The organism is Mycobacterium sp. SMC-2 (assembly GCF_025263485.1).
Classification (GTDB): domain Bacteria; phylum Actinomycetota; class Actinomycetes; order Mycobacteriales; family Mycobacteriaceae; genus Mycobacterium.
In genome coordinates, this window is record NZ_CP079863.1 from 3,535,533 (window position 1) to 3,549,080 (window position 13,548).

At 66.2% G+C, this 13,548-nt stretch carries 11 protein-coding genes; all 11 read left to right on the forward strand.

The genetic code is table 11. The features are described from left to right. Positions 1–506: 506 nt before the first annotated feature. The 11 genes from KXD96_RS16465 (at position 507) to KXD96_RS16515 (ending at position 13,521) form a co-directional block, all read left to right on the forward strand. Positions 507–806 (forward strand): PE family protein, encoded by a 300-nt coding sequence (locus tag KXD96_RS16465; RefSeq protein WP_007172607.1) that lies wholly within the window; start codon positions 507–509, stop codon positions 804–806. A gap of 281 nt (positions 807–1,087) precedes the next feature. Further along, positions 1,088–1,384: a WXG100 family type VII secretion target gene (locus KXD96_RS16470; protein WP_007168951.1), complete on the forward strand. Its 297-nt coding sequence runs from the start codon at positions 1,088–1,090 to the stop codon at positions 1,382–1,384. Positions 1,385–1,431: 47 nt separating this feature from the next. Beyond that, the gene (locus KXD96_RS16475; RefSeq protein ID WP_260737568.1) at positions 1,432–1,716 is read left to right on the forward strand and encodes a WXG100 family type VII secretion target; all 285 of its coding nucleotides are present in this window, start codon (positions 1,432–1,434) and stop codon (positions 1,714–1,716) included. Positions 1,717–1,803: 87 nt separating this feature from the next. Beyond that, positions 1,804–2,706, forward strand: coding sequence for an ESX secretion-associated protein EspG (locus KXD96_RS16480; RefSeq protein ID WP_260737571.1), 903 nt, complete (start codon positions 1,804–1,806; stop codon positions 2,704–2,706). A 262-nt stretch (positions 2,707–2,968) separates the two neighbouring features. Then, positions 2,969–4,480: a type VII secretion integral membrane protein EccD gene (gene eccD / locus KXD96_RS16485; protein WP_260737574.1), complete on the forward strand. Its 1,512-nt coding sequence runs from the start codon at positions 2,969–2,971 to the stop codon at positions 4,478–4,480. Then, on the forward strand, positions 4,458–6,275 hold the full coding sequence (locus KXD96_RS16490; RefSeq protein WP_260737575.1) for a type VII secretion-associated serine protease mycosin: 1,818 nt from the start codon (positions 4,458–4,460) through the stop codon (positions 6,273–6,275). Before eccD ends, KXD96_RS16490 begins: the two co-directional genes overlap by 23 nt. Positions 6,276–6,294: 19 nt before the next feature. Next, positions 6,295–7,461: a type VII secretion protein EccE gene (gene eccE / locus KXD96_RS16495; protein WP_260737577.1), complete on the forward strand. Its 1,167-nt coding sequence runs from the start codon at positions 6,295–6,297 to the stop codon at positions 7,459–7,461. After that, positions 7,458–9,290: a type VII secretion AAA-ATPase EccA gene (gene eccA / locus KXD96_RS16500; RefSeq protein WP_260737590.1), complete on the forward strand. Its 1,833-nt coding sequence runs from the start codon at positions 7,458–7,460 to the stop codon at positions 9,288–9,290. The genes eccE and eccA overlap by 4 nt, the downstream gene beginning before the upstream one ends. A gap of 555 nt (positions 9,291–9,845) precedes the next feature. Further along, on the forward strand, positions 9,846–10,130 hold the full coding sequence (locus tag KXD96_RS16505; RefSeq protein ID WP_260737592.1) for a WXG100 family type VII secretion target: 285 nt from the start codon (positions 9,846–9,848) through the stop codon (positions 10,128–10,130). A 638-nt stretch (positions 10,131–10,768) separates the two neighbouring features. After that, positions 10,769–12,028 (forward strand): PPE family protein, encoded by a 1,260-nt coding sequence (locus KXD96_RS16510; RefSeq protein WP_260737594.1) that lies wholly within the window; start codon positions 10,769–10,771, stop codon positions 12,026–12,028. Positions 12,029–12,102: 74 nt separating this feature from the next. Beyond that, on the forward strand, positions 12,103–13,521 hold the full coding sequence (locus tag KXD96_RS16515) for a PPE family protein (protein WP_260737596.1): 1,419 nt from the start codon (positions 12,103–12,105) through the stop codon (positions 13,519–13,521). Positions 13,522–13,548 lie beyond the last annotated feature (27 nt).

Here is a 13,548-nt window from a genome sequence, read left to right on the forward strand (position 1 = left end):
CCGCCGCCAGGCCGCAGCCGACATCGAGCGCACAACGATCCACGAAACCAACGGAGGGAGCCGGCGTTGACTCCGGTCGCCATGAACCGGGTCGCGGCGGGGCGCAGTGCTTCTGTTCCGGCTAAATAGGGCCGAAATACCCCGGCTGAAGGGGCCCAAAGCACCTTGAGGAAGGCCTTCAGATCAGCGACACTCGGGAGGTCGTGACCCCGCGCGGGGAGGGGAAGGAAATAACCGAAAACAACATTTTTGTCGCGGTGCCCCGTTCTGCAGGACTCTGGGACACGCGTACCAGCAACTTTTCCTAGTCGGGCGGTCAGGGGTTTGCTGTGATCGCGGTGGAGCGAGATAATCCGGGCCAGACGCTGTTACTGTGGCGTTACCAAAAGTGAATTCGTCCTACCGTCAAGTGAACAGTTGCAAACAGGCGGCTTCCGAAAGGGCTTCAAGGGTCGCCGTCATCTACTCTCTGCAGGGTCGGGGATTGAACTAGGAGGGAACCAAGTATGTCGTTCGTGACCACACAGCCGGAGGCGTTGGCTGCGGCGGCCGGAAACTTGCAGGCCATTGGCTCGACGCTGAGCGCTCAGAACGCGGCTGCTGCGGCCCCTACGACCGGGGTTGTGCCCGCTGCCGCCGACGAGGTGTCGGCGCTGACGGCGGCGCAGTTTGCAGCGCACGCGCAGATGTACCAGGCGGTTAGCGCCCAGGCGGCAGCCATTCACGAGGCATTCGTGAACACTCTGTCGATGAGTTCGGGCTCGTACGCTGCGACCGAAGCCGCTAACGCAGCTGCTGCGGGCTGATCGGATTGGCGGATCGTTTGGGACAGGACGTCGTCGGCGTGAGCTCCCACCAGACCGCCAACCTATCGATGATCTCGGGGCTGACGGCCGGACAACTCAAACGCCGGGGTTCGGGTTTGACGTCCGTCTCACCGTTACAGCGACCGGTGGCCGCCGGGTGACGGGAAGGGGGGATCATCCTTTTGCATTCGGCTCGGCGGTTCGCCAGCGCGTAACCGGTCCGGCCCTCGTCGTAACCACACCAGGTATTTGAGTAATCACGTATTAAGGAGACAGCCAAAATGGCAACACGTTTTATGACTGACCCGCACGAAATGCGGGCGATGGCGGGCCGCTTCGAGGTGCACGCCCAGACGGTCGAGGACGAGGCCCGCAAGATGTGGGCGTCCTCGATGAACATCGCCGGCTCCGGCTGGAGCGGTCAGGCGCAGGCCACCTCGTACGACACGATGGGTCAGGTCAACCAGGCCTTCCGCAACATCGTCAACATGCTCCACGGAGTGCGCGACGGACTGATCCGCGACGCCAACAACTATGAGCAGCAAGAGCAGGCCTCGCAGCAAATCCTGAGCAGCTAGCGCTAAAAACCGCGGCTGCGTACCATTTCAGACATTAGGAGACCGTTATGACAATCAATTACCAGTTCGGCGATGTCGACGCCCACGGTGCCTTGATCCGCGCCCAGGCCGCGTCTTTGGAGGCTGAGCACCAGGCCATCATTCGCGATGTGCTTGCTGCGGGTGACTTCTGGGGCGGTGCCGGTTCGGTGGCCTGCCAGGAGTTCATCACCCAGTTGGGTCGCAACTTCCAGGTGATCTACGAGCAGGCCAACGCCCACGGTCAGAAGGTGCAGAGCGCCGGCAACAACATGGCCAGCACCGACAGCGCCGTTGGGTCCAGCTGGGCCTAGCCCCGACTTCAGGCGCGGCAGCACACCACCCGTCGGTGTGCTGCCGCGTCCTGCGGTTACCGTGCACTTTGAACCCTTGAGGTAGTGATGGACCAACAGACCGCCCGCACCGACATCACCGTTAACGTCGACGGTTTTTGGATGCTCCAGGCCCTCCTGGACATTCGGCACGTCGCCCCGGAGTTGCGGTGCCGGCCATATGTTTCCACCGACTCGAGCGACTGGCTCAACGAGCATCCCGGCATGGCGGTGATGCGCGAGCAGGGCATCGTCGAAAACGACCAGGTGAATGAACATGTGGCCGCTCGGATGAGGGTGCTGGCCGCGCCCGACCTCGAGGTCATCGCCCTGCTGTCCCGGGGCAAGCTGCTCTACGGCGTGGTCGACGACGAGAATCAGCCACCCGGGTCACGCGACATCCCGGACAACGAATTCCGGGTGGTGCTCGCCCGCCGCGGCCAGCACTGGGTCTCGGCGGTGCGGGTGGGCGGCGACATCACCGTCGACGACGTCGCCATCGCCGACAGCGCTTCGATCGCGTCCCTGGTTCTGGACGCGCTGGAGTCGATACATCACGCCGAGCCCGCGGCGATCAATGCGGTCAACGTCCCGCTGGAAGAGATGCTGGAAGCGACGAAGTCGTGGCAGGAATCGGGCTTCAACGTATTTTCAGGCGGTGACCTGCGCCGGATGGGCATCAGCGCCGCAACGGTGGCCGCGCTGGGCCAGGCCCTCTCGGATCCGGCGGCCGAATGCGCGGTGTACGCGCGTCAGTACCGGGACGACGCCAAGGGGCCGAGCGCCTCGGTGCTGTCGCTCAAAGACGGGTCCGGTGGCCGCATCGCGCTGTACCAACAGGCGCGGACGGCCGGATCGGGGGAGGCCTGGCTGGCCATCTGCCCAGCGACCCCGCAGTTGGTGCAGGTGGGCGTCAAGACCGTACTGGACACGCTCCCATACGGCGAGTGGAAAACCCACAGCAGGGTCTGAGATTACGAAACATAAACTTCACCAATGCCTTTGCACTCAACATGCGGTTGAGCTGCGAGCACGGCATACTTCTCTAAGAGATTCAGCAAATCTCAAAGCACGGTCACCAAAGTTTTAATCACGAGGCGGGCGAGATGGAATTCGGAATAGTCGCGCTCAACTTTCCCAGGGGATGCAGCGCCCCGGAAAGTAGGCAGGCGCAGTCTCCCGCCCGGCTGGCGGCACGGGGTCACACATTCACGACGGTAAGGGGTTCAAAGCGATGACTGCGGTAGTTGAAGCGCTACAGCCTGACGTTGAAGGTATTTCACAGCCTCGGGCGGTCGTGGTCGGCGTTATGGCCGGGGCGGGCGTACAGATCGGCGTCCTGCTGGACGCCAACGCCCCCGTCTCGGTGATGACCGAGCCGCTGCTGAAGGTGGTGAACAGCCGGCTCAGGGAACTCGGCGAGACCCCGCTGGAAGCCACGGGTCGCGGCAGGTGGGCGCTCTGCCTGGTCGACGGCACCCCGTTGCGGGCCACCCAGTCGCTGACCGAACAGGACGTCTACGACGGCGACCGGCTGTGGATCCGGTTCATCCAGGACACTGAGCATCGTTCGCAGGTCATCGAGCACATCTCGACCGCGGTCGCGGCCAACCTCAGCAAGCGCTTCGCCGCGATCGACCCGGTCGTCGCCGTACAGGTCGGCGCGTCGATGGTGGCCGGCGGGGTGACCGCCGCCTCAGGCTTGCTGCTCTGGTACCGGTGGCACCACAACTCCTGGCTGCCGACGGCGTACTCCGCGGTGATCGCCGTGGTGGTGCTGGGCGTTGCGTTGATGCTGCTGATGCGGGCGCGCACGGACCAGGATCGCCGCATCGCCGACATCATGCTGCTGAGCGGGCTGGCGCCCCTGACGGTGGCCGCGGCCGCCGCGCCGCCCGGGGGACTGGGGTCCCCACACGCTGTGCTGGGCTTCGGCGTGCTCACCATCGCCGCGATGCTGGCCGTGCGTTTCACCGGGCGTCGGCTGGGCCTCTACACCGCGCTCATCACCGTCAGCATGGTCACGGCCCTCGCGGCCCTGGCGCGAATGGTCGCGATGACCAGCGCCGTGACGCTGCTGACCAGCGTCGTCCTGGTGTGCGTGCTGATCTATCACACCGCGCCGGCGCTCTCGCGCCGGTTGGCCGGCATCCGTCTGCCCGTGTTCCCCTCGGCGACCAGCCGGTGGGTGTTCGAGGCGCGGCCCGACCTCCCCACCACTGTGGTCCGCTCGGACGGTGGTCCGCCGGTCCTCGAGGGCCCAGCGTCCGTTCGTGATGTCCTGGTACAGGCCGAACGCGCACGCTCATTCTTGACGGGCCTGTTGATCGGGCTTGGCGTGCTGATGGTCGTCTCGCTGGCGGGGTTGTCGGATCCGCACACCGGCCAACGCTGGCTGCCGCTATTGCTGGCCGGCTTCAGCGCCGGGTTCCTGATGCTGCGCGGACGCTCCTACGTCGACCGCTGGCAGGCGATCACCCTGGCCGTGACCGCCGTCCTGATCGTCGGTGCGGTGGTGGCGCGGTACGCGCTCGTGTTGCAGTCGCCCCTGGCCGTGTCGATCAGCGCGGCGATACTGGTTCTGCTGCCCGCGGCCGGCCTCACGTCCGCGGCCGTGGTGCCCAACACCATCTACAGCCCGCTGTTCCGCAAGTTCGTGGAATGGATCGAATACCTCTGCCTGATGCCAATTTTCCCGCTGGCATTGTGGTTGATGAATGTCTATGCAGCAATCCGCTACCGGTAGTAGCACGGTGTGGCGAGGGCGCGCGTCCGCTGCGGCCCTCGCCGCAGTCTTGCTCGCCTCAGGGGCATTGGCCGGCTTACCGCCCGCTTACGCGATCTCGCCGCCGACGATCGATCCGGGTGCGGTGCCGCCTGACGGTCCGCCCGGGCCGCCGGCGCCGATGAAGCAGAATTCGTACTGCACCGAGGTCGGTGTGCTGCCCGGCACGGATTTCCGGCTGCAGCCGAAGTACATGGACATGCTGAACCTGCAGGAGGCATGGCAATTCGGCCGTGGTGCCGGCGTGAAGGTGGCCGTCATCGACACCGGGGTGAGTCCGCATCCCAGGTTTCCGCACCTGATCCCCGGCGGGGATTACGTCATGGGCGGCGACGGATTGTCGGACTGCGATGCGCACGGGACTCTGGTGGCCTCGATGATCGGCGCCGCTCCGGCCAGCGGTGTCGCGGCCCCGCCGGCGGCGCCGCGCCGGCCGGTCACCATCCCCACCACCGAACCGCCACCGAAAGCGCCGCCGCCCCAGACGGTGACCTTGTCGCCCCTGCCGCAGACCGTGACGATGGTTCCCCCGACCGAGGAGCCGCCGCCTCCGGGACCGTTCGGGCTGCCGCCGGCACCCGCGCCGCCACCAGCACAGCAACCTGCGGGGCCGCCTCCGGGACCGCCGCAGAGTGGGCAAGCCCCGGCGAGCAACCACGGCGGCGGCACGGTGACGATACCCAGCTACTCCGGTGGGAGCCACGTGGTCGGCGTCGACAACCCGCGCCCGCTTGACCCGCCGCCACCTCCGCCACCGGCGCCCTCGACCGGCCCCGACGCGTTCAGCGGTGTCGCGCCGGACGTGGACATCATCGCCATCCGCCAGTCCAGCCAGGCCTTCGGCCTAAAGGACGCCTACACCGGTGACGAAGACCCGCAGACGCGGGCGAAGATCGACGGCGTCCAGACCATGGCGCGGGCGATCGTGCACGCCGCCAACATGGGCGCGCAGGTCATCAACATCTCGGATGTGACCTGCATGAGCGCGCGCAACATCATCGACCAGCGGGCCCTGGGTGCGGCGGTGCGCTACGCGGCGGTCGACAAGAACGCCGTCATCGTGGCCGCGGCCGGTGACACCAGCAAGAAGGACTGCAAGCAGAACCCGCCGCATGATCCGTTGCAGCCCAACGATCCTCGCAACTGGAGCTCGGTCACCACCGTCGTGACGCCGTCCTGGTTCAGCGACTACGTCCTGACGGTGGGCGCGGTCGACGAAGATGGCCGGCCGTTGAGCCAGGGCAACCAGGGTCAGGCATCGACCAGCGTGGCCGGTCCGTGGGTGGGCATCGCCGCGCCCGGCACCGACGTCGTCGGGCTGTCCCCGCGGGACGACGGCGTCATCAACGCGATTGACGGACCCGACAACACGCTGCTGGTTCCGTCCGGCACCAGCTTCTCGGCCGCGATCGTGTCCGGCATCGCCGCGCTGGTCCGCGCCAAGTTCCCCCAGCTGTCGGCGTACCAGGTCATCAACCGGTTGACCCGGACCGCGCGCGCGCCGGCGCGCGGCGTGGACAACCAGGTCGGCCACGGCATCGTCGACCCGGTGGCGGCACTGACGTGGGACGTCCCCGAAGGGCCATTGAAGCCGCCGCAGCAGCTTTCGGCGCCGCTGGACATTCCGAAGCCCGCCCCGCGCCGGGATATGGTGCCAGTGTGGGTGGCCGGCGGAGGCTTGCTCGGGGCGTTACTGCTCGGCGGGGGCGTGTTCGGTACGGCGATGCTGATGAAGCGATCGCGGAAGCAGCAATAAGGGCGGAGCAACAACAGTCATGAAAGCTCAGCGCAGGCTCGGCCTGTCTTTGTCGTGGCCACGGGTCACGGCGGTGTTCCTGGTCGACGTCACCATCTTGGTGGTGGCCAGCCACTGCCCGGAGTCCTGGCAGGGCACCCATCGCATCGCGTTCTGGGTGGGTGTCGGCCTCGCGGCGTTGATCGCCCTGTGCTCGCTGATCACCTATCACGGCATCACGCTGACCTCGGGATTGGCCACGTGGCTGTGGGATTGGTCCGCCGATCCGGGCACCGCGCTGGGCGCCGGCTGCACACCGGCGCTCAATTACCAGCGCCGATTCGGGCGCGACAAGGTTGGCGTGCGTGAGTACGAGGGGCAGCTGGTCACGGTCATCGCGGTGAACGGGGGCGACGACGACCCGTCGTCGCGGCACCGGCACCGGACGTCGCCGCCCACCTTACTGGTGCGGGCGGTGGCAGATGGCTTGCGGCAGTTCGATATTCACCTCGATAACATCGACATCGTGTCGGTTAAGGTGCGCCGTGGCGGCAGCTCCGCCGAGGAGTCGAAGGCGGCGAACGATGAGCCCACCGCCTACGTTCGCCGCAGCTGGCTGGTGTTGCGGATGAACCCGCAGCGCAACATCGCCGCGGTGGCGGTCCGCGATTCGCTGGCTTCGACGTTGGTGGCGGCCACCGACCGGCTGGCCCAGGATCTCGACGGACTCAGCTGTGCCGCAAAGCCATTGACCGCCGAGGAGATCACCGAGGTGGACCGCGCGGTGCTGGCCGACCTGGAACCGACCTGGAGCCGGCCCGGCTGGCGTCACCTCAAGCACTTCAACGGCTTCACCACCAGCTTCTGGGTGACGCCCTCCGACATCACCACCGACACGGTCGACGAGCTGTGGCAAGCCGACACCGTCGCCACCGTGCTGACGGTCCGGCTCACCGCTCGCGCGGGCCGGCCGGAGGTGTCGGCCTGGGTGCGTTACCACACCGAGAAACGGCTGCCCCGTGCCATATCTGCCGGCCTGAACCGCCTCACCGGACGGCAGTTGGCCGCGGTCCGCGCCAGCTTGCCCGCCCCGGCGACCCACGCCTCGCTCGTCGTGCCGAGCCGCGCCGTGCACCACGACGACGAGCTCACGCTGTCGGTGGGTCAGCTGCAAGGGAGCCCGGCGGGCGTGCCTGTAGCGCAATGACGCGGCCGCAATCGACCGCCGAGGGCGCCCGCAATGCGATGGTCGCCGGTCTGTTGGCATCGGGGATATCGGTCAACGGGCTGCAGCCGAGTCACAACCCGCAGGTTGCGTCGCAGATGTTCACCACGGCCAGCAACCTGGACCCCGGCATGTGCGACGCCTGGTTGGCGCGGTTGCTGGCGGGGGAGCGGAGCCTCGAGGTCCTCGCCGGTGCGTGGGGATCGGTCCGGACGTTCGGGTGGGAGACCCGCCGGCTCGGGGTCACCGATCTGGACTTCCGCCCCCAGGTCTCCGACGGGTTGTTCCTGCAGCTGGCCGTCACCAGCGTCGAGTCACTGGCGTGTGCCTACGCGGCGGTTCTGGCCGAGGCCAAACGCTACGAGGAGGCCTCGGAGCTGCTCGACGGGATCGAGCCGCGCCAACCCTTCGAGCAGGAGCTGGTCGACTATGTGCGGGGCGTGCTGTATTTCCGCACTGCACGGTGGCCGGATGTGCTCAACCAGTTCCCGGAGGGCAAGACCTGGCGACAGCCCGAACTGAAGGCCGCCGGTGCCGCGATGGCAACCACGGCGCTGGCGTCGCTCGGAGTCTTCGAAGAGGCACTGCGGCGCGGCCAGGACGCCATCGAAGGTGACCGGGTGCCGGGCGCGGCCAATATCGCCCTCTACACCCAGGGCATGTGCTTGCGACACCTGGGCCGCGAGGAAGAGGCAGTCGAACTGCTGCGCCGGGTGTATTCGCGGGATCCGAAGTTCAGCCCGGCCCGTGAAGCGCTGGACAATCCGAGCTATCGGCTCATCCTGACCGACCCGGAAACCATTGAGGCGCGGACGAATCCGTGGGACCCGGACAGCGCACCCACCCGCGCCGAGACCGAGGCCGCCCGCCACGCCGAGGAGGCGGCGAGGTACCTGGCCGAGGGTGACGCGGAGTTGAACGCCATGCTGGGCATGGAACGCGCCAAGCGGGAGATCAAGCTCATCAAGGCGACGACGAAGGTGAACCTGGCGCGCGCCAAGATGGGCCTTCCCGTCCCTGTGACGTCGCGCCACACCCTCCTGTTGGGCCCGCCCGGGACCGGTAAGACGTCGGTGGCGCGCGCCTTTGCCAAGCAGTTGTGCGGCTTGACGGTGCTGCGCAAGCCGGTGGTGGTGGAAACCAGCCGCACCAAGCTGTTAGGCCGCTACATGGCCGACGCGGAGAAGAACACCGAGGAGATGCTCGAGGAAGCTCTGGGCGGGGCGGTCTTCTTCGACGAGATGCACACGTTGCACGAGAAGGGCTACCAGCAAGGCGACCCCTACGGCAACGCGATCATCAACACGTTGCTGCTGTACATGGAGAACCATCGCGACGAGCTCGTGGTCTTCGGCGCCGGTTACGCCAAGGCGATGGAGAAGATGCTCGACGTGAATCAGGGCCTGCGGCGGCGGTTTTCGACCGTCATCGAGTTTTTCAGCTATACGCCCGACGAGCTGGTCGCGTTGACCAGGCTGATGGGCCAGGAGAACGAGGACGTGATCACCGAGGAAGCGGCCCAATCGCTATTGCCCTCGTACACCAGGTTTTATCTCGACGAGAGCTACTCCGAAGACGGGGACCTGATCCGCGGAATCGATACGCTCGGCAATGCCGGCTTCGTGCGCAACGTGGTGGAGAAGGCTCGCGATCACCGCAGTTTCCGTCTGGACGACGAGGACCTGGATGCGGTGTTGGCCAGCGACGTCACGGAGTTCAGCGAGCGTCAGCTCCTGCGGTTCAAGGAGTTGACCCAAGAGGACCTCGCCGAGGGCCTCAGCGCGGCAGTCGCCGAGAACAAGACGACGTAGGTCGCGGGGCTGATCGCGCCGGGGGATTTTCGCGCTTCAGCGGGGCGCGTGGCGCCGAAGGCGGTCAACCGGGCGCCGGCCGTCTCGCTGATGCCCTGGCGGCGGGCATGGGGCCGCGAGCTGTCATCGATTCACGGTGGTTGCCGCCAACCTGAAGGGCCCCTCGCCGCGGTCCAGCCCACTGGGATCGACGTTTGGCTCCACGCCCTTCGGGTCCACCTCAAACGCTCGCGGCGAACGCACCGCCGGCCCCGCTGGGAACCGCGTCGACGGTACGACGCGGGTGTCGTGCGATGCCGCATGCGGCTTCCCTCGCTCGTCCGCGGCGCGCCCGCCCGCCGCCGGCGCACGTGGGCGCAGAGGTTTTTACAAATCGCTTTTGAGAAAAATCAGAGGCTCGGCAACATCTTTACCCCCGCCGCAGCGGCGCCAGCGCTCCGGTAAAACTATCGATGACCAGTGGAGACTTGCCTCCCAGGAAACTGTCAGCAGCTAATCAGCGGCGCGGCAGAGTAGCCCGTTTACCCTTCTGGTTGATGAACAGTAGGGAATGGCATGGCAATTGACTATCAGTTCGGTGACGTCGACGCGCACGGCGCCACCATTCGCGCCCAAGCGGCATCTTTGGAGGCCGAGCATCAGGCCATCGTTCGTGATGTGCTTGCTGCCGGTGACTTCTGGGGCGGTGCGGGTTCGGTGGCCTGCCAGGAGTTCATCACCCAGTTGGGTCGCAACTTCCAGGTGATCTACGAGCAGGCCAACGCCCACGGGCAGAAGGTGCAGAGCGCCGGCAGCAACATGGCCAGCACCGACAGCGCCGTTGGGTCCAGCTGGGCGTAATGGGGTCCGAGATCGAGGTAATTGTTTTCAGGCTGACCCGCTCGCTCTGAGCGAGCGGGTCTTGAATAGAAAAATGTGTTGCGACATCGCCGCACAGGGGAATTGTGCTGCGTTGCATTATTAATAATAGGAGGTCCCTGGCTCCGGCTAACCGTATTCAACACATAATTTCACGCAAATAGCGAGATCGGTGATTACGGTCGATCCGGTGAATTAACTATTCCCTAAAGCATGGGCTGCCAATTTACGCTCGATCGTTGCCAAGCCTCGCCTGTAGCGTGCGTAATCTCGATGTACGCAATATCACAGGGATAGCTGAATGCACAAAGTTCTCACAGTATCCAACGGCACTGTGACATTTACTTTTTACATTCCGTTACCTGTCCGGAACGCCGACAGAATACGTTACGATCACGATGATGACCATATATTCGTGGAGCGACTGGAGAGATTGGCCATCGCTAATCCGCGGCGGGGGTTTTAGCTAGGGAGAGAATGGTCTGCTGTCTGAAATATGGGAAATAAGCCCGGCTTCAATAGCGGATTTGATGGGTTTCATTAGAACTGTGGCGCGGGTGCGGCCGAGGCAGCAAACCCGCGCCTACCATGGCGGCCACTTGAGGGACGGGAGGTAGTAGATGCTGGATTTCGGAGCGCTTCCGCCGGAGATCAACTCGGGACGGATGTATGTCGGTGCGGGTTCGGGTCCACTGCTGACCGCTGCCGCGGCGTGGGACGAGTTGGCCGCGGAGTTGCAGGCCACCGGCGCGTCGTACAACTCAACCATCGAGACGCTGGCGACGGGGCCGTGGACCGGCCCGTCGTCCATAGCAATGGCCGCCGCCGCGGCACCGTACGTGGCGTGGATCAACGCCACCGGCGCTCAGGCCGAAGCGGCCGGTGCTCAGGCCAAGCTGGCCGCGGGCGCCTATGAGGCGGCCTTCGCGGCCACGGTGCCGCCACCGGTGATCGCAGCCAACCGTGCCCTGCTGGCGACGCTGATCGCCACCAACATCCTGGGCCAGAACACCCCGGCGATCGCCGCCACCGAGGCCCAGTACATGGAGATGTGGGCGCAGGATGCCGCCGCCATGTACGGCTACGCGGCGTCGTCGGCGACCGCATCGCAACTGACGCCGTTCGCCGAGCCGCCGCAGACCACGAACAACGACAGCACCGCGATGCAAGCCGCGGCCATGACCCAGTCCACCGCGCAGTCCAGCTCCAACACCGTTTCGCACCTGTCTCAGCTGAGCACCACGATGCAGCCGGCGTTGCAGACCGTGAACACGGCCACCGCCGGGACGTCGGGGACGACTCTCACGACCGGGATCGGACAGAACCTGGACTATTGGAACAACATCTGGTCCGTGCTGACTGGGCCCTACTCGCCACAGTCGTGGAGCACGATTCCCGGTGGCCCGTTCCTGTCGTTCGGGCAAACATACGCGTGGGCCCAGAATGGACAAGGCGTCCAGGCATACCTCGCCGGCCCGAAGGCGATCTCCGGGGCACTTGCACCGCTGACCAGTGGGCCGAGTGCCGTGAGGCCCATGCTGAGCTCGGCGGTCGGGCCGGTATCGGGGTCCATGGGGAAAGCGTCCCTGGTCGGCAGTATGTCGGTACCACAGGGTTGGACGGAGGCCGCGCCGACAGTCCGGACCCTCGCCCAGGTGATGCCCGCCAACATGGCCGCCGCGCCCGCGGCGCTGGCCGGCGAAGAGGGCGTCTTCAGCCAAATGGGTCTGTCCAGTCTGCTGGGGCGGGCCGTCGCCGCCAGCGCGACCCGCCCCATGGGCGGCAGTGCCGCCGCGGCGGCCAGCTCGTTGGGCGGTGCCGTCATCGAGGCCGACCCGGCCGCCGCCACCATCATCGTGATCCCGTGCATCGAGGAGTGATCGCGATGGACACACTGCACGGCAGCCCAGCACCGTCCACCCAACCGCCCGCCACCAGGTAAGGGGTCGCACAGATGTTTTACGGAGCCTTTCCGCCGGAGTTCAACTCGGGCCGGATGTACGCCGGCCCGGGACCGGAGTCGTTGGTGGCCGCCGCGACCGCCTGGGAGAACCTGGCCGCGGAGTTGCAGTCTGCGGCTTCGGCCTATTCGTCGGTGGTCTCGAGTCTGACCACTGGGCCATGGGTGGGTCCCTCATCCGTTGCCATGGCCTCGGCAGCCGCACCCTATGTGACCTGGATGCAGCAAACCGCCACCCAGGCCCAGGAAGCCGCGACTCAGGCCAACGCGGCGGCAGCCGCGTATGAAGCGGCGTTCGCCGCCCATGTGCCGCCGCCGGTGATTGCGGAGAACCGCGCCCTGTTGGCGCAGCTCATGGCGACCAACATGTTCGGGCAGAACACCGCCGCGATCGCGGCCACCGAGGCGCAGTACAGCGAAATGTGGGCCCAGGACGCCGTGGCGATGGACACCTACGCGAGCTCGTCGGAGGCGGCCTCGAGGTTTACGCCGTTCGCGGAGCCGTCCCCGACTACGAACGCTGGGGGTACGACGATGCAGGCGGCCGCGATGACCCAAGCCGCGGGCACGTCGGCCGGCAATGCGGGGTCAACGGTCACCGCGGCAGCCAGCTCGCTGACTACGTCTGCGACTGCGGGCAACCCGATATTGGCGTGGCTTTCACAGCTCGCCACCCAATACAACTCGGCCGTCAATAGTTTTTTGAAGGGTTTCGGTACCACTCCGGGCGGCACCCCACTCATCACCGCGATGTACAACGCGGTCAAGGTTCCGATTGGTCTCACCACGCAGTACAACGACATCGGGCTGCTCGTGAACTTCCCCTTGTCACAGTGGCTGAAATTCACACCGCCCATCTCCTACGGCGCGCTGCCGAAGGACGCGCTGGGTGCAGGGCTTGGCGCGTTGGGCTTCGGCCGCGGCACGCTGTACAGCGCGATCAGCCCGACGGCCGGTTTCGCCCGTGGCACATTGGTCGGACAGCTGACCGTTCCGCCCAGCTGGGCCTCGGCCACCCCGGCCATCCGGACGGTGGCCGCCGCGCTGTCAGCCGCCGGGCCCGAGGCCGTGCCGGCGGCCGCCCTGGGAGAGGGCAGTCTGTTCAGTTCGGTGGGGATGGCGGGGATGCTGGGCAGCGCCCTCGGCTCCGGGGGGCCCACCGTGGTCGGTGCCGGCGTGCGCAACCGGATGAAGCCGATCAAGGACCTCAAAGACAAGCAATCGCCCGAACAACTGAAGCGTCTGGTCGCACAGATATCGGAGAAGCCCGAAACCGTGCAGCACCACAACGTCGACCAGGAAGGTCTCGACGCCCTGCTCGAGCAGCTGGCGAAGAAACCCGGCATTCACGCGGTGCATCTGAAAAAGGGCGACAAGTCGAAAGTCTTGCCCGCGGATGCTCAGTTGGGTTAGGAGACAACGGTGTCCAGCGTCGAGCTC